This is a genomic window from Acaryochloris marina S15, assembly GCF_018336915.1.
Classification (GTDB): Bacteria; Cyanobacteriota; Cyanobacteriia; order Thermosynechococcales; family Thermosynechococcaceae; genus Acaryochloris; species Acaryochloris marina_A.
Window position 1 is genome coordinate 280,037 of record NZ_CP064925.1, and the last position, 18,016, is coordinate 298,052.

Sequence of the window (18,016 nt, forward strand, 5' to 3'; positions counted from 1 at the left end):
CTGTATTCAAGCAGCATTTACCACTAAGGAGATGCAGCTACTCGAATATCAACTGGAGTCTGAGAGTAACCTTTGCTTTTTTGAAGCTCGGATTGTAGTGAGTGCCGAGAATGAAGTGATGGCTGTAATTCGCGATATCACTGACCGCAAACGGGCTGAAGACGATATCCGCACAGCCCTGACCAAGGAACGGGAACTCAACGAACTCAAGTCTCGCTTTGTCGCTATGACCTCCCATGAGTTTAGAACCCCCTTGGCAACTATTTTGTCTTCGGCGGAGCTGTTGGAGCATTATGGCCACAAGTGGGACGATACTCGGAAGCTCAAGCACTTGAAACAAATTCAACAATCTGTAGAACATATGACAGGCCTGTTAAATGATGTGCTTCTACTGGGTAAAGCAGAATCAGGGAATCTCGCCTTTAAACCCATCCACATGCACCTAACAGATTTTTGCAGAGGTCTAGTAGAAGAGCTGCAGATTACTACGAATACTCATGAGATTGTATGCCAGTTGCAAGAACAAACTACAGAACTACATATGGATGAGAAATTGCTTCGGCATATCTTTACGAATTTACTCTCTAATGCAATTAAATACTCCCCCCAAGGAGGACGAATAGATTTTGGTTTGGCCTTTGAAAATGACTATGCAATCTTCAATGTCCAAGATCATGGTTTAGGGATTCCCCAAACGGAGTGTGATCGCGTTTTTAATTCCTTTAATCGGGCCAGCAATGTTGGCAATATTTCAGGGACAGGATTGGGGTTGGCTATCGTGAAACGTTCTGTTGATTTGCATGGGGGTGAAATCTCACTCACTAGTCAAGAAAAGGTCGGAACCACCTTTACTGTACGACTGCCAGTAGGGGGAATTAACGGGATTGGGGAAAACAAATTTCAAATGACGTTCCAGCCTCTCGCTTGACAGTTATGGTACCTGAAATCTGTTTTGTTAAGGTGTTAAGCATCCGTAAGCCCAAAGTGTGGGATCTTGCAACGTTCAGGTTAGCGGGTAAACCAATACCGCTATCGAAAATTTTCCACCTGTAAATGTTTCCGGGTTAACTTGCCAAGCCTGAGTTTTGGAGGTTTTACAATGGTTTCACTCCACTCAGATTGGAAGGCATCTCTTTTTGTCAAAGTCAAAATTGTACTCAGTGATGACTACGGCAATGTCTTACCAGCAAGTTTCGCCAGAAGAATAAGGGGATAAGCTAGTCTGAACGAGTAACTCGCGCCTTAACTGTACTGAGAACTGCGGAACTAAATGGCCAATAGCAGCAGCTCTGGCTCCCTCAAACCAATGCAGAGTAAGTGAACCCGGAATAATTTACAGGTGGGATTTTTCTAAGCTGTGTCGCCAACCAAGCAACTTATTTGGGTGAATGTGCTGACGCCATTTGAACAGTTTAGGGGTTAGGGAGAGATGCCTAGGAGATTCAGATGGGTCAGCAGGGAGCGTTCTATAGGGGTGGGGTTTATATTGAGAAATAAGGGTATTTGGTGAACAATGATTTCTGAAGGTAGAAAGACATGGTTAGGGCTTTACTCAGGTTTGGTTCTGGGGATTTCGACTTACTTGAGATTTTGCGGAGAGGGCCAGATGCTTGGAACCAGTGGCGTGAGAAAAATCCTAATCAGGAGATAAATCTCAGTGGTGCAAAACTCAACGGTGCCAATCTCCACAGTGCCGACCTCCACAATGCAAAACTAAGCAGTGCAAAACTCAACGGTGCCGATCTCCGCAGTGCCGACCTTAGCGATGCAAAGCTCAACGATGCGAACCTCACCCGTGCAAAACTAAGCAGTGCAAAACTGAACAATGCGAACCTCGTTGGTGCCAACCTTTTTGGTGCCCACCTCTTCAATACTGATTTCACGAATGTCAACCTCAGACGTGCCGAACTATTCGGTGCTATTGTTTTTGAAGAAACTAAGATTGATCCTAAATGGCTTCCTAAACCTCATCCAAGATGAGATCTGGAGTTTTTAGATCTTGGGTGTTTTTGCATAGATTCTTTTCGGGGCTTATGCGAAATACCTTCTATATATCAACAGTTTTGATTCTTTTGATTAATTCTCAGTAAAAAGGGCTCTTGTCCTCTTTTGTCGTCATAAAAAGTTATTTTTAACGTCTTTCTCTAGCTTTTTGCATAGCAATTTCAGCATTTTTCAAAGTAATATCAACCACATCATCAGCTGCCTGACCATAGCCAACACCAATGCTACCTGTGATAGTGATTTCATGATCTTGAATTGCAAAAGGCTGTTCAAGGCAAAATAACACTTTCTCCACAAATAAATCTACCTGTTTTTCATCTGTTAATTTGCTAAAAAGAATAGCAAATTGATCTCCTCCTAAACGAGCTAACATATCGTCGGGATTGATTACCTCCTGTAGCTTTACAGCTAATTGTTTCAATAGTTCATCCCCAACACAGTAGCCAAAAGAGTAATTAACCTCTCTAAAGTGATCGCAATCGATATAGAGCACGGCGAATTTATAAGATTTATCCATCTTGGCTAAAAATAGAGACTGTTCCAAACGCTTCAAGAATGAAGCTCTATTGGGGATATTTGTGAGTAGGTCATAATGACTTGTTTCTAATAAGCGGGTGTTCGAAAGTTTCAATTTACTATTCTGCTCAATGACCCATTCTTGGAGTTGGTTATTCAAACCCAGGATTTTTTCTTGAGCTGATTTTAATAAAAGCTGATTATGCACCCGTGCTAATACTTCTTCAACTTGAAAAGGTTTTGTGAGATAGTCTACCCCTCCCACATCAAAGGCTTTGACTTTATCTAAGGGATCGTCTAAAGCACTAAGGAAAATAATGGGAATATTTGCTGTTTGGGGATTCCGTTTTAGTTGAACACAAACTTCATACCCATTTAGATCTGGCATGAGGATATCTAATAGGATTAAATCGGGTAGGAGAGAGTCTACAGAGTTTAACGCCATTTCACCACCCGTTGCTTTTCGAACAGAATAGCCCTGAATAGACAACATGCTAGAGAGCAACCGCAGATTTTCTAACGTGTCGTCGACAATCAGAATCTCACTGGGAAGTAATTGGGTGGCTGGACTGGAGAGATCCATATTCAGATTAGTATGGAGTTCATTCATGGTTGGTTTTAAAGTGCGATGGGTCAAATTTGGTTGCATCATTCCATCAAAGCGTCCATCAACTGAACGATTTTCTCGAATTGATAATTCTCAACCCAGTTGGTCAAAGCTATGGCTAAAGATTGATGCTCTGAAGGGATTTGCTCAATGAGTTGTAAAAGGAGGACATCGTTTCCTTGACTCGCTCTTTGACCGATGCCCTTTATCCAATCTGGTGGCATGATCCTTAAGCTCTCTGGATCAAGATTTCCATGATTATGGGGTTGGTCTTTATTCTGGGTATCGTGCTTTTGAAGAGAGTCTTCTGTTATATATTTCACTCCAAGATGGGCTGCGATTTTCTGTATCAGTTCATTTTGTTGAAAGGGTTTGCGTACAAAATCATCACATCCTGCATCAAATATTTTTTTGTTGTTTTCTTCAAATACACTTGCTGTCAGGGCAATCACAACAGTCTCCTTCCCTTGAGAAGTCGCCTTAATGTGTTGTGTTGCCTGGTAGCCATCCATTTCAGGCATACGTATATCCATCCATATCAAATGGGGCTGCCACTCTTGCCAGATTTTTATCGCTTCTCGACCATTCTTGGCTTCTCGCACTGAGAAGCCCATCAAACATAGGAAATCAACGAGGGGAGCTCGATTCGTTTGCTCATCATCAGCAACAAGAAGGCGAAATTCAGTTGATTGGGGGCCACACAAACAGGCTGAACCATCGCTTCACTGTCAGTGTCTGTCGGCATACCATTGGTAATCACTAAGGGAATATGAAAGACGAATGTAGAGCCTTGTCCTTTTTGGCTATTGACGGAGAGATCCCCTCCCATCAGTCGTACAAACTTCTTGCTAATACTGAGTCCTAAGCCCGTACCTTCTCTTGATTCCAAGCCAATATCACCCTGCTCAAATGCAAGAAAGAGTTTATCCAGGCTTTTAGAATCTATTCCAGGACCTGTATCACTGATAGCAAACGTCAAAGTCTGAGCGTCTACAGAAACATATAAGTCGATCTGCCCCTTTTGAGTAAATTTGATGGCATTACCCAGAATGTTAATCAACACTTGACGGAGCTTACCTTGATCCGCCTTGATATATCGAGGGACAAGGGCTTGTCCATGAAAATAGAGTTGCAGCTGCTTGCTTGAGGCTTTGAGGCTAAACAGCTCTTCCAACTCGATGAGCAAGTTGTATAGGTCAAAGCTGACAGGCGTGAGATGGAGTTGACCTGACTCAATTTGGCCATTTCCAACACATCATTGATTAATGCTAGAAGGTGTTTCCCACTGCGGTTAATCGTATTAACGTACTTGGTATCCTGCACCCCTAGGTGTTGAGAGCGCTGCATCAGCTGGGCATAGCCTAAGATGGCATTAAGAGGGGTACGGAGTTCATGGCTCATATGCTTAAGAAATCGCTTTTTGAGCTATTAGCCCTTTCTGCCTCCTCTTTCGCAGCTTTGAGTGCTTTAGTTTGTTTTTGCGAATGGGCTAATAGCTCAGCTTGCTGTACTGCTACCCTAATTGGGTCCCACCTGAGTCATGATTTGGGTCGCTGATGAGTCCCAATGGAAAGGAGCAGCATCTTGAGTCGCCATAAGTAATCCCATAAATGCGTACCATCGACAATGGGAACCACGAGATAAGATCCGATGTTTAATCGCTTTAAGACTTAAGGGTATAAGGATCAAATCCAAACTCATTGACATCTGTGATCGTTCGACAACGCACTTCTTGACTGGGGTCTCCCAAGGCAAATTCGTAAAGATAGGTTTGACTCAGTATTTGTTTTAGGCCCTTTGGGGGAGAAATCTCTACAGTCTTAGCTCCCGGATGAGCAGCTTTAAGAGCCATGATGGAGGGGCTATTCTGGCTCACCGACTCAGCGACTAACGTCCCGCTCCAATCGGATTAAATGATATACCAAAGTCCGATCGCAAGCAATAACCTGCTTTAATTCTTGAGTCGTATCGACGAATATAGTCTGTATATCTAAGGTCTTTCGCATGCGCTGAATGATCCCAGAGAGGGCATGTTCTCGTTCAGCACTTTTTTCAATTCAGCCGTTCGTTCTTGGACAAGGGTCTCTAAACCATCATTGAGATTGCGGAGTTCAACTTCGGCTCTTTGGCGTTCCTGAATTTCTTTTTGTAAGGCTTGATTGACTGTTTCCAGTTGTTCTGGCGTTTTCAAGGATAAGAATTTGGGAAGTAACGTTGCCATTTCCGTAGCTGTATAGCAGGAGACTAGAGCAGTGATAGCTTGCTCCAGTCCCAGACAGCCAGTAGGCAGGGTGCCATAAGGTCCAAATTTCCAGTAAATGGCCTGTACCACAGAGAACAATGAATGCTCCAAACAACAGAAAATATTCTGAAAGGGACATCGCTCCTTTTGGAGACGAAGTAGAGCAACATCACAGGAATGGAAAAGTAAGCCACTGCAATTAGTAAATCACTGATTACATGTAGACCTACCAAAGGAGTTTGCCAAAGGTAACAATGACCGTGAGGCATGTATTGCTCTGGGGAAAACAGATTTTTTAAAGTATTCCAAAGACTATTCATATATCCTGGCAAGTGATTGACATAAAAAAATAGTCACTAACACCGACTTGTCTTCTGATATTTCTTTCTCAAACTGATTGTTCTGAATTGGAGATGAATAGCCGCTTTACATCAGTTAAAGCTTGCCCCAAAAAAGATATGAATATGCATTAATCCTAGATATTCAGTTGATTTAGATAGATGCTTGGAGATCATTCCTAAAGACTGGGAATGCTGAGATCTAAATGGGTTGAGCATCCGGCCACTTTGGATATCAGTAGGGGGAAGTTTCATTAATGGCAGATCAACTAACTGCAACAACGGTGCAGCAAACACAAGCCTGGCAACAAGCCATTCTGGACAGTGCAGACTTCACGATGATTGCAACAGACCCTCAAGGGATTATCCAAACCATTAATGCTGGGGCACTGCGCAAATTAGGCTATCAGCCTGAAGAAGTGATTGGTAAAGTTACACCCGCCATTATTCATGATCCACTAGAAGTTCAGGAAAGAGCACAACAACTCTCATGCGAATTGGGCTATTCTATTGAACCTGGCTTTGAAGCCTTCGTTGCTAAGGCTCGATTGGGAATACCTGATGAAAATATTTGGACTTATATTCGTAAAGATCAGAGTCATTTTCGGCTACCAGCATAAAGCGGGAAAAGATTTGAGTATTTTCAGATAGGATCGCACTCTTTTGTAGATGAAATAGGCAAGATATCTGCGGTAGTCACAAAGAGCTGTATCGTACCTTTGCAAGTCAACAGAGGAAACGATGAGCCTGACAATACGAGAGCGCTGCCAAGCCGTCATGATTGTCTGTTCGAACAGGGAGTAAAAGGGATGCGAAAATTGCTGCTGCGACAGGTCTATCAAAAGCAGGTTCATCGTCATCAACAGGCTATCGCTCGGCGTACCAATATCCAGAGTCACTATGTGGGAAAGTCAACAGGGAGTCAATGCTCAGAGTGATGCTTAGGAGTGTGTACTATTTCGCGTCAAACATGGGGTAGGACTGAGAGTCTATCAGAATTTTTTACAGCGATTCACATAGATGCTATGTGGGCGTTTCAGCCAGCTCCCTTCGGCTGTTGAAACGGAAGATGCGGGATGCGATTATCGCCTATGAAGTCGCCCAGCAAGAGCATTGCCAACCCAAAGACGGTCAGGGCATCTGTGTCGGTGGGACGAAACCTTTTTTGTTTACCTATCTTGGTGATGTTGGAATTGGCTAGTGGCTTTATCTTCACAGAGGTGGAACGTCCCAACCGTACTTATGCCACCTGGCAAGCCCAGATTCAGCAGTGGTGGACCCGCTGTGGATGGCATTGTCATTTTATGGTGAGTGATGGTGCTCCAGCCTGATTAATTAGCTGTATCAGGCTTAGGCTGTGTCAGTGTTTCTGATTTATTCCATGCCCTGAGTGCCTTAGCCCAACCTATCGGCAGTGATATGGGTCGTCAAATGAGTCAGTTGAACAAAAAAGCGACTGTACTTCAACAGCAACTTCTCAACGTTCGTAGTGAGGCTAAACAGCAACAACTCCAACAATCAAAGGCGGAGATTTCTGCTCAGCAGCAGTCTTTAGAGCAGGACAAGATGGCCTATCATCAGGTTCTTCATCGCCTTACCCAAGTCATTCATCCGTTTAATATCAAGACTTTGGAATGGCAGCTGTTTGATGATCTATCGGCTGGTTGAATGCTCCCCTCGCCCAGATGTCTACCCTAGCCAAAACCTATGGTGCTCAGAAGGGAGCAAAGCCATTGACTCATTCCAACAACAAATTCCTTCAATGGCTCAGGGGATTCATGCTTGGTGGCAATGGGTGACTCAAGCGCTAAAGGTAGCCACAGATGATCTCGATCTACAAAACTGGGTACTCATGTACCTATTACCCTGGGCTTATTGGCAACAGCAAACGGACAAAACTCGGCATCCTCTACTCAAGGCAGATTATCGAAAGGCGACGGAACAAGCTTATGCCCGGTTACTCAAGCACCCCATGACTCAACAATGAACTCTCAAGAAAGCCAGGAGTGGGTAGACTGGGCGCAATGGATGAGTACGAAGTATCAACGCACTTCCTCCGCAGTTGAAGGACGTAATGGTTATCTATCCCGATTGCATCATGCAGCCCGAGGGTTTTCGGAAGAATCCTTGAAAGTGCTCACCATCATCCATAATTTTGACCTCAAAAGAGCAGATGGCACTACCGCAGCACAACGGCTTTTTGGACATCCTTTTCCTGATGTGTTTGAGTCGGTTGTTAACTCTATGGGGAATGCCAGTGGCACGTCAGTCCTCAATGAAAAAACGGCCTAACCCTTTAACCCAAGCTATTTTCCCGGCTTAAATTGATACCCTCAGTAAGTATCTCGATCAGCAAGCTGCTCAGCAAAAAGCTAATGAAAAACCGATTGAGTTTGATTAGACGATGACTTAGATGCGATCGCAGGTCTAGACGATCTCCCCTACTGATGAACTTGAGACTGACCTCGGGAGCCCTGCAAGATGCGGAAACGGCTCCCATTATTGGTTTAGTTAACAAAATTCTGGCTAAAGCCTTGCAGAGCGGTGTATCTGATATTCATATTGAACCGCAAGAAGATCACCTTCGTGTTCGATTCCGTAAAGATGGTGTGCTCCAACAGGCCTTCGATCCGCTGCCCAGGAAGATTATTCCTGCTGTTATATCCCGTTTCAAAATCATTTCAGAGTTAGATATTGCTGAGCGTCGCCTTCCTCAAGATGGTCGCATCCGGCGACTTTTTCAGGGACGCAAGATTGACTTTCGGGTTAATACCTTACCGAGCCGATATGGAGAGAAGATTGTACTTCGTATTCTGGATAACTCCTCGACTCAACTGGGATTAGACAAACTTGTTGCAGACGAAGATAGTTTAAACATCGTTAGAGAGATGGTCAGTAGACCTTTTGGCCTGATTTTGGTAACAGGACCTACTGGTTCTGGTAAAACCACCACTCTCTATTCTGCCTTAGCTGAATGTAATCACCCAGGTGTCAACATCAGTACCGCGGAGGACCCAATTGAATATACCCTCCCAGGCCTGACCCAAGTCCAGGTGATTCGAGAAAAAGGCATGGACTTTGCCTCAATTTTGAGAGCTTTTCTAAGGCAAGATCCAGATGTCATTCTAGTAGGTGAGACCCGAGATAAAGAAACCGCTAAAACAGCCATTGAAGCAGCGCTAACAGGACACCTTGTGTTAACGACTCTGCATACGAATGATGCTGCTAGTGCTGTTGCTCGCCTTGCAGAAATGGAAGTCGAGCCATTCATGGTTCGGCGTCCTTATTGGGGTTGTTGCCCAGCGTTTGGTACGGCGAGTATGTTCAGACTGTAAAGTTCCCTATCAACCTTCACCCTCTGAGCTAGGTCGATTTGGGCTATCTGCTTCTCCAGGAACAGAGATCACCTTCTACAAAGCTAATTCGTTATCAGCTGATGAACTTCAAACAGCTCAAGCTACAGGACAAACAGTTTGTTCAAAATGTAACGGTATTGGGTATAAAGGGCGTTGTGGTGTTTACGAAGTTATGCAAATCACTGAAACCCTGCAAACATTGATTACTGAAGGGGCACCTACTGAGCGGATTAAAGAGGTGGCAGTTGAAGAAGGGATGAAAACCCTTCTAGCTTATAGCCTAGAACTAGTTAAGAAAGGGGATACTACCCTCGCTGAAGTTGAACGAGTTACCTTTACCGATAGTGGTCTAGAGGCTGAACTTAAAGCTAAGCGTAAAACATCTCTAACTTGTCGAGTGTGTAATGCAGATTTAAGGCCTGAGTGGTTAGATTGTCCCTATTGCACTACACCAAGATTCCAAGATTAATACAGGAATCCATGAAATATTTTTTGTATCAATCAATTTACTCTAGCTGGGAATATTAAGAGGTAATTTATGGACTACATGATTGAAGACCTAATGGAAGAAGTCGTTGAGCGAGGAGGCTCTGATTTACACCTCTCAGTAGGCTTACCTCCCTACATTCGTATCAACGGAAAATTAACTCCTACTGATTATGATCCACTGAGTCAAGAGCAATGTCAGCGTCTTATCTTTAGCATGCTGAATAATACTCAACGGAAACAATTAGAGCAAACATGGGAATTAGATTGCTCTTACGGTGTCAGAGGCCTAGCTCGTTTTAGGGTTAATGTCTATAAGGATCGAGGTACTTATGCTGCTGCATTACGAGCACTCAGCTCTAAGATTCCTGCTATAGAAACGTTGGGATTACCAAATATTGTCCGAGAAATGTCTGAGAAGCCCCGTGGTTTGGTACTAGTGACTGGTCCCACAGGCTCGGGAAAAACAACGACCCTTGCCTCCATGATTAACAATATCAATCTAACTCGGGCTGAACATATTCTCACGGTCGAAGATCCCATTGAATTTGTTTATGAACCTATTAAAAGCCTGATCCACCAGCGTCAAGTTGGTGAAGATACCAAGAGCTTTTCGAATGCACTGCGGGCTGCTCTCCGTGAAGATCCAGATGTTATTCTTGTAGGGGAAATGCGGGATCTTGAAACGATTCAACTTGCTATTTCTGCAGCAGAAACCGGTCACTTAGTTTTGGAACACTTCATACTAGTTCAGCAGCCCAAACTGTTGATCGGATGGTAGATGTATTTCCGCCTGAGCAACAGACTCAAGTTCGAGTGCAATTGTCTAACTCTTTGGTGGCTGTATTTAGCCAAACGCTAGTGACGCGGAAAAATCCGAAACCAGGTGAGTTTGGGAGAGTCATGGCACAAGAAATTATGGTATCCACTCCCGGAATTGCTAACTTAATTCGTGAAGGAAAAACATCTCAGATATACTCTGCTATTCAAACTGGAGGAAAGTTAGGAATGGTTACTTTAGAGAAAGTCCTAGCTGAACTCTATCAGGCTGGCTCGATTTCCTTTGAATCAGCTGTATCCAAGACATCCCGTCCTGATGAAATGCAGCGATTAATGGGAGCAGCCCCTATGGGTAATCAACGTGGCGCTGGTGCCACTTCTTATCGGCGATAAGTATGGAACATCTTATGGCCTCATTGCCTTACATTTATTCTTCTTTCATTAACTGCTGAGAATTGAGTTATGCCAACTTATGTTGTTCGTGCGCGAGATCCTCAAGGTAAATCTAGCCAAAAAAGGGTAAGCGCAACCTCTCAAAAAGAAGCTCGTTCAAATATCCAGCGTCAAGGACTACAAATCCTTGATATCAAGGAATCTCAAGGCTTCAGCATGAGTGCTGAGCTTGATCTGAGTTTTCTTCAATCCATCACTGTCAAAGATAAGGCTCTTTTCTCTAGACAATTTTCAGCTTTAGTCAATGCCGGGGTTGCATTGGTAAGAGGGTTGGGAGTTATGTCTGAACAGTGCAAGAATCCTAAGCTGAAAAAAGCACTTTTAGATGTGAATGCTGCTGTGCAACAAGGCGTTAGTTTGTCGGATGCCATGAGAGGCCATCCAGCGGCTTTCGATCAGCTTTATGTTGCCATGATTCAAGCAGGTGAAACGGGTGGTGTCTTGGACGAAGTGCTAAATCGTCTTGCAACCCTACTTGAAGATCAAGCACGTCTCAAAAATCAGATTCGATCAGCTCTTGCTTACCCAGTAGTAGTTGGATTTATTGCTGTATCTATTTTCTTGGGAATGGTCATTTTTTCTCATTCCCGTTTTCGATGGCATTTTTAGCCAATTGGGTGGCGATTTGCCAGCATTTACTCAACTGATGGTGAACCTCAGTGAGTTTTTGCGAACACCAATCTATGGAATAATGGTTGCTGCTTTTTTCTTTGGTGCTAGTTTTGCACTCCGTCAATACTATCGAACACGGGCAGGCAGAGAAACGATAGACCGAATCATGCTTAAGTTGCCCCTGTTTGGTGATCTAATTCAAAAGACCGCTGTAGCTAGATTCTGCCGCACCTTCGGGTCTCTCTCCCGTTCAGGGGTTCCTATCTTGTATTCACTGGAAATAGTGCGAGATACTGCTGGTAATCAGGTAGTTTCCAATGCTATTGATGAAGCTCGTCGCGAAATCCAAGGAGGAGGGATGCTAAGTCTGGCTCTGCAGAAAGAGAAAGTTTTTCCTATCCTAGCCACGCAGATGATCAATGTGGGGGAGGAAACGGGTGAGATTGATAAGATGCTCATGAAGGTTGCTGACTTTTATGAAGATGAGGTAGAACAGGCAGTTAAAGCCATGACTAGTGTGATGGAACCCTTAATGATTGTTGTGTTAGGGGGGATGGTTGGTTCCATTCTTGTAGCTATGTATTTACCTATGTTCAAGATCTTCGATCTAATTGGCTAAACAGAAGCTATTCTGTAATTCTCTCAATTTAAGTGTGATTTACGCCAAGTTTCACTAGCTCCTAATACATATTGTAAGCAAGCCCTATCGACTAAGAGATAGGGCTTGCTTACAATATGTATTAGGAGCTTCTTTGAGTGTTTAATTCTCCAGCACAGAATAATTAAAAGCTTGAACTAGAGTGATGCCGATAGATCCAAATTTCTACCAGTTGTTAGATCTTTCTCCTGAAGCCTCTAGTGATGAGATCCATGATGCCTATCGAAAAAAGAGTAAGGTTTACCATCCTGACACGACTACCCTTCCCAAAGAAGTGGCTATCCAAAAATTTCAACAACTAATGATGCTTATGGCATTCTGAGTAATCCTAAACTAAGAAAAGCATATGATTATCGTTTAGGGGTATCGTCTGTCAAATATACTCCCGTGCAGAAAGTACCCCATTCAGATACTCCATTGGCCTCTTCACAGGTGCAAATTCAAGAACGTCCTTTGTCTCCTGGGGAGCTTGTTGCATTACTAATTTTGTGTATCACCTTCTTAGGGTGTTTTAATCCTGGCAGTGGTACTGGGGTTTGCCCGTGGGGAAATGATGTTTGTAGAACCTACTGCTTTAACTGATGTGAGTTCGAAGTTTGTATGAGGAGTTCGCAAAGCGGCTCTATCGATTGCTTCTAAAAATATGCTGGCCTGGTTTCAGGCAGATGTAGTATTGAGCCTCGTATGATGAGTCAGGATGCTCTTTAAATCTCCTTCATTGACCTAACATTTGTCTTTATAATTAAGCACCCAACTATTGATCAATTTAATGTCTAAGTTGTAAGAGTTAGCTAATGACTGAATCATGTTTACCAGATCCTAAAACTCCACTATATAATCACCCTCTCCCCCAAATTGAGCAGTGGCTTCACAAGCTTGGATGTCACCAAGATTCTCAGGATTTGCATCTTTGGCGTGTTGAGCGTGATCAGTGGAAGGCAGAAATATGGCTAGATATTGAGGAGTTGTCTGTTTTGTATGTGCCGGCGGCTTCCACTGAACGTGATATTCAACGAACTTTTAAGTATTCTTTAAGTCGCCAAGATATTGAAGATGCAGTGTTCTCAGGTCCTTAGCGAGTACTATTCCTTGCCTAATTATTGATTTGTGCAAAAAACATGTAATTTTTATTGAATAATTAGTTGACCTTGCCAAATCTTCTATGCCTATCTTGGAAATCTCTGAGTGCTTGATGGAACTCATCCCGATCGAAATCTGGCCATAAGGTTTTGGTAACGTAGAGCTCAGCATAGGCCATTTGCCACAAGAGAAAGTTACTCACCCGCATTTCTCCGCTGGTTCGAATTAACAGGTCTGGATCAATGATTCCAGCTGTATAAAGATGCCGTTCAAATAAACTTCATCAATATCATCTAGATGGATTTGATTATGTTGAACTTTAGAAGCAATGTCGCGGCATGCTTGGATAATTTCTCTACGACCTCCGTAATTAGTGGCGATGATAAATTTGATGGTGTGATTATCTTTGGTCGCAGCCATAGCCCGCTGTATTTCTGTTTGTAGTGTCAACGGTAAAGCTTCTAAATCACCGACAAAGTGTATTTGCACGCCTTCATCGATCATCTCTTGTAGTTCGCGACGTAAAACCCTCTCAAATAGCATCATCAAGAATTCCACTTCGTCAAGAGGACGTCCCCAATTCTCTGTGGAAAAAGCATATGCTGTGAGTGCTTGTACGCCCCAATCTTTACAACAGCGGAGAAGAGACTTAAGGGTATCTACCCCACGACGATGTCCGATAATGCGGGGTAATCCTCTCTGCTTGGCCCATCGTCCATTACCATCCATGATGACGGCGACATGTTTAGGTAGTCGCTGAACATCTAAATCTGAAGGGAGTTGCTTTGGAAGGCTTGAATTTAATGTCATATATTCTTGCGAGATTTGAGCAATGGGAATATGAGAGAAAGCAAAGAAAAGACTTGTTTTCTGATTTTCCTGCCTAAACTTCTCAAGCTTGGGGTAACAACTTCTCTATCCACAGATAAGATTAATCGATCAGCCAACAATTCCCTCAACTTACTGCTGGTTAAAGGGCGTCTAAGTATACCTTGTTCTGCTAATGAGATAGATCCAGTTTCTTCAGAAACAACGATGCATACACAGTTGTCAACCCGTTCGGTGATCCCCATCGCAGCACGATGTCGAGTACCGAGTTGGCGAGATGCGGTCTGCTCGGAAATAGGTAGAATAACGCCAGCTGATATGATTCGATCGCCTCGGATTAATAGGGCACCATCGTGTAATAAGGTGGTTGTCTGAAAGATGGTTTGGATTATCTCCCGAGAAATTTCTGCACTTAACTTAATTCCTGGCACTGAAAAGTCTCGTTCATCAATCGGAATATTTCGAGTTTCAATGATGAGTAAAGCACCCGTCCGATTTTGGGAGAGTTCTTTTATTGCGTCGACAATTTCATCAATGATGTTATCGGGATTTTGGGTGACCTGCTGTGCAGGACGTAGCATTTTTAACAGTTCGCCTCTCCCCAATTGCTCCAGAAAGCGTCGGACTTCTGACTGAAGAATGACGGCCATGGCTACCGCAGAGCCAATGAGTAAGAAGGTGAGTAACTGATTGAGGTAATTGAATTGCAGTAGCTTGCTAGCAACGGTTGCTAGAACGAGAAAAACGACACCTCTTACCATCCATAGGGTTCGCCGCTCAGCAATGACGAGAAGCAGCATATAAGTTAAAGCTAAAGCAAGGCTGATATCAATTAAGGAACGGAAGGTCTGAACCCAGTCATGGTTTATCAGCCATTCCTTAACCCCGTCCATGCCTTTGGCCTAACCTTCTCGTATACCTATGTCAGTTTAGCGTTATCAGTAATCAGTGCAATATTAGTAAATAGAGGGCAAGCTTGGTTATCGCTATGAAATTTAACCAGCTATTGCTCTAAATGCCTTGGCAGACAATCTTGACGAATGAGGTCTTGAAAAGTTTCTCTTTTAAGAATTAAGCTTGCGTCTCCGTCCTGCACAAGTACAGCAGCAGGTCGGGATATTCGATTGTAATTGGATGCCATGCTGTAATTGTATGCTCCGGTTCCCATTACGACCAGAACATCACCGGGTTGGCTGGGGGGGAGAGCGATATCTTTTAGTAAAATGTCCCCGGATTCACAATGTTTACCTGCGATGGTAACGATCTCTGTGGCGGAAGAATCCATGTGGTTGGCAATGGCAGCACTGTAAACAGATTGGTATGTAATGGGGCGGGGGTTATCAGACATTCCACCATCTACAGAAAGGTAGGTACGAATATCGGGAATGTTCTTTTTGGCTCCAACTTTGTAAGCAGTAATGCAGGATGTACCTACTAGAGAGCGTCCTGGCTCGCAGAGTAGCTTCGGGAATGGGATATTGGCTGTCTTACAGGCTTGCGAAATGCCGTTGCAGACGATCTCTGACCATTGAGTGATGCTGGGAGGGTCATCTGACTCAACATAACGAATACCTAGACCGCCGCCAATGTTGAGTTCGTCCATGGGTAGGCCTAGAGCCTGTGCTTTGGCTAACCACTCGACAATGACGCTGGTTAGATCTTGATGAGGTTGCAGCTCGAAGATTTGAGACCCCGATATGAGCATGAAAGCCAACCCAAGCGATTTGAGGGGTTTCTGAGCAAAAGACAAGACCTGATCAATTTGATTGGGGTCGAAACCGAATTTACTATCTAGATGTCCCGTTCGAATATATTCATGGGTATGACATTCAATGCCAGGTGTGATTCTTAGCATGACCCGGGGAGGGTTTGGCAGGGTGTCGATTGAGGAAAGAAGCTCTGTAAGTTGCTCTAGTTCGAGCCAGTTGTCCGCAATGATGGTACAGCCACATGACAGGGCCATTTCTAGTTCAGTAACTGATTTGTTATTGCCGTGAAAATAGATAGTTTCAGGATCTACGCCTGCTTGTAAGGCGGTGTACAGTTCACCCCCTGATACCACATCTAGTCCTAAACCCTCTTTAGCCACTAGTGCAGAGATAGCCATGCAGCTCCAGGCTTTGGAGGCGTAGAGGATTTGGGATGGACCAGGATAGAATTTTTGAAATGCGAGACGATACTGTTGGCAGGCAGTCCTCAGGGTCAGTTCATCTACGATGTATAAAGGAGAGCCAAATTGCTTAACGAGTTCGGTAACAAAGCATCCACCAATTACCATCTGTCCTGCTTTATCGATTTCGGCAGATAGTGGAAGTATTTGCTGGTTGGGGGAGGTCTCCATTATTGGAGTGGATGAGCTGATACTTGGTGGTTGGAGGGATTACCATAAACTGACCGGAATGGGCTTAGATTTTGTCAGGGTAGGATTAAACTCGGCAGGAGCCATCAGAGAATCTTATCATATTCAGCTGTCCCTATTGCCGTGTCTGCTGCAGGGTTCAGATTATGGAAAAGCACTGAGTACGATGTTAGCAGTATGGTCTCTCATGAATTTAATGTAGCTTTCTGACTTTCTAATCTTGTTTGAATAGATTCAGGGATATTTGGCAGGAAATCATAACCCGTTTCTTGTTCTAAATGATCGACGGTGACGATGTACCGTTGCCATTCATGGGATTTAATGCCTTGCTTATTGGGGATATCGACGGCGATCACTGGAGTATTGGCAGAAATACCGTTTATACCTAATGTGGGTCTCATCCATGACGACGATAATTTTCCCAAAGATTTTGGGGAGGAATGACTTTCCCTTTTGCGATCGCAGCTCGTTTCCCATATCCTCCCGCAATAATAAACAGTTCTTTGCCTTCATCCACTAAATCCCGACAGTGGTTTTCGAGGTCAACCCATGGCCCTCGGTTGTTATCTGGCCGCTGAGGAACAATATTGGTCATGACGAAGGTCGCAGAATGTTGACTTCTGAATTGGTTCGGATCGCCAGAAGGGGTCATATGCCCTCGGTCATAGCCACTCCGGGTATAGTCTCTCGCATCCACTTTCTCCCATTTTGGCGGTAAGCTTTGATCCGCTCGAAAATCGTTGCGACGTTCGACATCTCCTAACCAAGTTTGATCGAGCTGCCAACTCACCCAGTTGGGAATTCCCTTGCTGCGGTTGTAGGAAAGGGCAAATTGAGGCTTTTTCATCAAATAGTTATTACTGTCGGCTAAGACGACTCTGGCTTGACTAGGATTGCCAAGGGCTAGATGGTCAACATTGGATTGGGTGAATATTGAGAAGAAGCTTACATCCGGTCAAGAGTGAAAAACATAGGAATACCGTGATCGGTAGATGCGATCGCATCATCAATCCCGCAATTTTCCTTGCCAGACTAACAGGGAGTAATTTGAAAAGCCGTATCACTATTTCTCAATCCACTATTGAATTCAACAGTTGCATCCGGTCCATATTATTGAGCAATTCTTTGACAATCAGCCATAGAAGGTTGAGGGACTACTGAGCTGACTGCTTTAACTCTGTCATCGTAAATAGAGGATGGAGTGTTAAACCTTCAGCCGCCAGATTGGCTTGTCCACCCGCTTCGCGATCAATGACACACATGACATCCGTCACCGTAGCACCTAGGGATCGCAAGTCTTGGGCTGAAAGCTTGATCTGTCCGCCAGACGTCACCACATCTTCAATGATGACGAGCCGTTTTCCCTGAATCTCTCCTCCCTCAGCTAGTTTGCAGGTACCATAAGGCTTAGCCTTTTTTCTGACGAAGAGGGAAGGATATCCGCTGATTTGAGATAACATGGCCACGATGGGAATGCCGCCCATTTCCAAACCTGCTAGAGCATCAACAGGGGTAGGAATCATCGTTGCGAGATATTCAGCAATGGCTTTCAATAAAGTTGGATTTGCTTCAAATAAATATTTGTCAAAATATTCATGGCTGACTTGCCCCGATCGCAGTAAAAACTCACCTGTAATATGAGACGTGTCATAAATCGCTTTTGTCAGGTCTGCTTTGTTCATCAAAATTCGTGGAAA

The 18,016-nt window shown here is 43.9% G+C and carries 20 protein-coding genes and 6 pseudogenes; 14 read left to right on the top strand and 12 right to left on the bottom strand.

The genetic code is table 11. The annotated features are described in order from the left end of the window. Positions 1 to 31: 31 nt before the first annotated feature. Together I1H34_RS32505 and I1H34_RS29660 are read left to right on the top strand one after the other, a co-directional pair. On the top strand, positions 32 to 928 hold the full coding sequence (locus I1H34_RS32505) for a sensor histidine kinase (protein WP_249370295.1): 897 nt from the start codon (positions 32 to 34) through the stop codon (positions 926 to 928). A gap of 608 nt (positions 929 to 1,536) precedes the next feature. Next, a complete protein-coding gene (locus tag I1H34_RS29660; RefSeq protein WP_212666725.1) occupies positions 1,537 to 1,980 on the top strand; it encodes a pentapeptide repeat-containing protein in 444 nt (147 codons plus the stop codon). A gap of 151 nt (positions 1,981 to 2,131) precedes the next feature. Here the strand turns inward: I1H34_RS29660 and I1H34_RS29665 are convergent, their stop codons facing one another. From I1H34_RS29665 to I1H34_RS33305, 6 genes and pseudogenes are all read right to left on the bottom strand, one after another. After that, entirely contained in the window at positions 2,132 to 3,013 is an 882-nt protein-coding gene (locus I1H34_RS29665; protein ID WP_249370267.1) for a diguanylate cyclase domain-containing protein, read from the bottom strand. 155 nt (positions 3,014 to 3,168) lie between these two features. Continuing rightward, positions 3,169 to 3,741, bottom strand: a complete 573-nt coding sequence (locus tag I1H34_RS33285; protein WP_249370296.1) for a response regulator — start codon at positions 3,739 to 3,741, stop codon at positions 3,169 to 3,171. Beyond that, positions 3,741 to 4,313: an ATP-binding protein gene (locus I1H34_RS33290; RefSeq protein ID WP_249370297.1), complete on the bottom strand. Its 573-nt coding sequence runs from the start codon at positions 4,311 to 4,313 to the stop codon at positions 3,741 to 3,743. Before I1H34_RS33290 ends, I1H34_RS33285 begins: the two co-directional genes overlap by 1 nt. A 104-nt stretch (positions 4,314 to 4,417) precedes the next feature. Continuing rightward, a pseudogene (locus tag I1H34_RS33295) lies at positions 4,418 to 4,528 on the bottom strand (histidine kinase dimerization/phospho-acceptor domain-containing protein); the annotation flags it as partial. A 262-nt stretch (positions 4,529 to 4,790) separates the two neighbouring features. Then, on the bottom strand, positions 4,791 to 4,979 hold the full coding sequence (locus tag I1H34_RS33300; RefSeq protein ID WP_249370298.1) for a hypothetical protein: 189 nt from the start codon (positions 4,977 to 4,979) through the stop codon (positions 4,791 to 4,793). Between the two features lie 216 nt (positions 4,980 to 5,195). Continuing rightward, positions 5,196 to 5,689: pseudogene (locus tag I1H34_RS33305) on the bottom strand (hybrid sensor histidine kinase/response regulator); the annotation flags it as partial. A 275-nt stretch (positions 5,690 to 5,964) separates the two neighbouring features. Between I1H34_RS33305 and I1H34_RS29675 the strand changes: the two are divergent. From I1H34_RS29675 to I1H34_RS29710, 12 genes and pseudogenes are all read left to right on the top strand, one after another. Then, positions 5,965 to 6,327: a PAS domain-containing protein gene (locus tag I1H34_RS29675; RefSeq protein ID WP_212666728.1), complete on the top strand. Its 363-nt coding sequence runs from the start codon at positions 5,965 to 5,967 to the stop codon at positions 6,325 to 6,327. 189 nt (positions 6,328 to 6,516) lie between these two features. Next, a complete protein-coding gene (locus I1H34_RS32870) occupies positions 6,517 to 6,645 on the top strand; it encodes a hypothetical protein (RefSeq protein WP_283250076.1) in 129 nt (42 codons plus the stop codon). 89 nt (positions 6,646 to 6,734) lie between these two features. After that, entirely contained in the window at positions 6,735 to 6,908 is a 174-nt protein-coding gene (locus tag I1H34_RS29680; protein ID WP_212666915.1) for a hypothetical protein, read from the top strand. After that, positions 6,892 to 7,038 carry a hypothetical protein gene (locus I1H34_RS32535; protein ID WP_249370299.1) on the top strand — a complete coding sequence of 49 codons (147 nt, stop codon included), beginning with the start codon at positions 6,892 to 6,894 and terminating at the stop codon, positions 7,036 to 7,038. Before I1H34_RS29680 ends, I1H34_RS32535 begins: the two co-directional genes overlap by 17 nt. Positions 7,039 to 7,126: 88 nt before the next feature. Next, complete coding sequence (locus tag I1H34_RS32540) at positions 7,127 to 7,375, top strand: hypothetical protein (RefSeq protein ID WP_249370300.1); 249 nt, start codon at positions 7,127 to 7,129, stop codon at positions 7,373 to 7,375. Then, positions 7,356 to 7,694, top strand: a complete 339-nt coding sequence (locus I1H34_RS32545) for a hypothetical protein (protein WP_249370301.1) — start codon at positions 7,356 to 7,358, stop codon at positions 7,692 to 7,694. The genes I1H34_RS32540 and I1H34_RS32545 overlap by 20 nt, the downstream gene beginning before the upstream one ends. Then, on the top strand, positions 7,583 to 7,999 hold the full coding sequence (locus I1H34_RS32550) for a DUF6399 domain-containing protein (RefSeq protein WP_249370302.1): 417 nt from the start codon (positions 7,583 to 7,585) through the stop codon (positions 7,997 to 7,999). Before I1H34_RS32545 ends, I1H34_RS32550 begins: the two co-directional genes overlap by 112 nt. 157 nt (positions 8,000 to 8,156) lie before the next feature. Next, positions 8,157 to 9,532, top strand: a pseudogene (locus tag I1H34_RS29690) (GspE/PulE family protein); the annotation flags it as partial. 69 nt (positions 9,533 to 9,601) lie between these two features. Next, positions 9,602 to 10,722 (top strand): annotated as a pseudogene (locus I1H34_RS29695) (type IV pilus twitching motility protein PilT). Positions 10,723 to 10,791: 69 nt separating this feature from the next. Next, positions 10,792 to 12,013, top strand: a pseudogene (locus tag I1H34_RS29700) (type II secretion system F family protein). A gap of 184 nt (positions 12,014 to 12,197) precedes the next feature. Further along, a complete protein-coding gene (locus tag I1H34_RS32555; RefSeq protein WP_249370303.1) occupies positions 12,198 to 12,374 on the top strand; it encodes a J domain-containing protein in 177 nt (58 codons plus the stop codon). A 472-nt stretch (positions 12,375 to 12,846) separates the two neighbouring features. Further along, positions 12,847 to 13,128, top strand: a complete 282-nt coding sequence (locus tag I1H34_RS29710; RefSeq protein ID WP_212661862.1) for a DUF3143 domain-containing protein — start codon at positions 12,847 to 12,849, stop codon at positions 13,126 to 13,128. A gap of 62 nt (positions 13,129 to 13,190) precedes the next feature. Here the strand turns inward: I1H34_RS29710 and I1H34_RS29715 are convergent. From I1H34_RS29715 to pyrE, 6 genes and pseudogenes are all read right to left on the bottom strand, one after another. Next, positions 13,191 to 13,942: pseudogene (locus tag I1H34_RS29715) on the bottom strand (isoprenyl transferase). After that, positions 13,939 to 14,853 (bottom strand): diadenylate cyclase CdaA, encoded by a 915-nt coding sequence (gene cdaA / locus I1H34_RS29720; protein ID WP_212661860.1) that lies wholly within the window; start codon positions 14,851 to 14,853, stop codon positions 13,939 to 13,941. Before cdaA ends, I1H34_RS29715 begins: the two are co-directional and overlap by 4 nt. A gap of 110 nt (positions 14,854 to 14,963) precedes the next feature. Continuing rightward, positions 14,964 to 16,301 carry a diaminopimelate decarboxylase gene (lysA, locus tag I1H34_RS29725; RefSeq protein WP_249370304.1) on the bottom strand — a complete coding sequence of 446 codons (1,338 nt, stop codon included), beginning with the start codon at positions 16,299 to 16,301 and terminating at the stop codon, positions 14,964 to 14,966. A 203-nt stretch (positions 16,302 to 16,504) separates the two neighbouring features. Further along, positions 16,505 to 16,720 (bottom strand): DNA/RNA non-specific endonuclease, encoded by a 216-nt coding sequence (locus I1H34_RS32560; protein WP_249370305.1) that lies wholly within the window; start codon positions 16,718 to 16,720, stop codon positions 16,505 to 16,507. Then, positions 16,717 to 17,166 (bottom strand): DNA/RNA non-specific endonuclease, encoded by a 450-nt coding sequence (locus tag I1H34_RS32565; RefSeq protein ID WP_249370306.1) that lies wholly within the window; start codon positions 17,164 to 17,166, stop codon positions 16,717 to 16,719. Before I1H34_RS32565 ends, I1H34_RS32560 begins: the two co-directional genes overlap by 4 nt. 307 nt (positions 17,167 to 17,473) lie before the next feature. Next, positions 17,474 to 18,001, bottom strand: a complete 528-nt coding sequence (gene pyrE / locus I1H34_RS29735; RefSeq protein ID WP_212661859.1) for an orotate phosphoribosyltransferase — start codon at positions 17,999 to 18,001, stop codon at positions 17,474 to 17,476. Positions 18,002 to 18,016: the final 15 nt, after the last annotated feature.

Coding starts and splice junctions, on each gene's coding strand:
- cdaA (WP_212661860.1), bottom strand. CDS start 14,853: ATGGACGGGGTTAAGGAATGGCTGATAAACCATGACTGGGTTCAGACC.
- I1H34_RS29675 (WP_212666728.1), top strand. CDS start 5,965: ATGGCAGATCAACTAACTGCAACAACGGTGCAGCAAACACAAGCCTGG.
- I1H34_RS32535 (WP_249370299.1), top strand. CDS start 6,892: ATGTTGGAATTGGCTAGTGGCTTTATCTTCACAGAGGTGGAACGTCCC.
- I1H34_RS32545 (WP_249370301.1), top strand. CDS start 7,356: ATGATCTATCGGCTGGTTGAATGCTCCCCTCGCCCAGATGTCTACCCT.
- I1H34_RS32505 (WP_249370295.1), top strand. CDS start 32: ATGCAGCTACTCGAATATCAACTGGAGTCTGAGAGTAACCTTTGCTTT.
- I1H34_RS32555 (WP_249370303.1), top strand. CDS start 12,198: ATGCCGATAGATCCAAATTTCTACCAGTTGTTAGATCTTTCTCCTGAA.
- lysA (WP_249370304.1), bottom strand. CDS start 16,301: ATGGAGACCTCCCCCAACCAGCAAATACTTCCACTATCTGCCGAAATC.
- I1H34_RS32870 (WP_283250076.1), top strand. CDS start 6,517: ATGCGAAAATTGCTGCTGCGACAGGTCTATCAAAAGCAGGTTCATCGT.
- I1H34_RS32560 (WP_249370305.1), bottom strand. CDS start 16,720: ATGAGACCCACATTAGGTATAAACGGTATTTCTGCCAATACTCCAGTG.
- I1H34_RS32565 (WP_249370306.1), bottom strand. CDS start 17,166: ATGAAAAAGCCTCAATTTGCCCTTTCCTACAACCGCAGCAAGGGAATT.
- I1H34_RS29660 (WP_212666725.1), top strand. CDS start 1,537: ATGGTTAGGGCTTTACTCAGGTTTGGTTCTGGGGATTTCGACTTACTT.
- I1H34_RS32540 (WP_249370300.1), top strand. CDS start 7,127: ATGGGTCGTCAAATGAGTCAGTTGAACAAAAAAGCGACTGTACTTCAA.
- I1H34_RS29710 (WP_212661862.1), top strand. CDS start 12,847: ATGACTGAATCATGTTTACCAGATCCTAAAACTCCACTATATAATCAC.
- I1H34_RS29665 (WP_249370267.1), bottom strand. CDS start 3,013: ATGTTGTCTATTCAGGGCTATTCTGTTCGAAAAGCAACGGGTGGTGAA.
- pyrE (WP_212661859.1), bottom strand. CDS start 18,001: ATGAACAAAGCAGACCTGACAAAAGCGATTTATGACACGTCTCATATT.
- I1H34_RS33300 (WP_249370298.1), bottom strand. CDS start 4,979: ATGGCTCTTAAAGCTGCTCATCCGGGAGCTAAGACTGTAGAGATTTCT.
- I1H34_RS33285 (WP_249370296.1), bottom strand. CDS start 3,741: ATGGGCTTCTCAGTGCGAGAAGCCAAGAATGGTCGAGAAGCGATAAAA.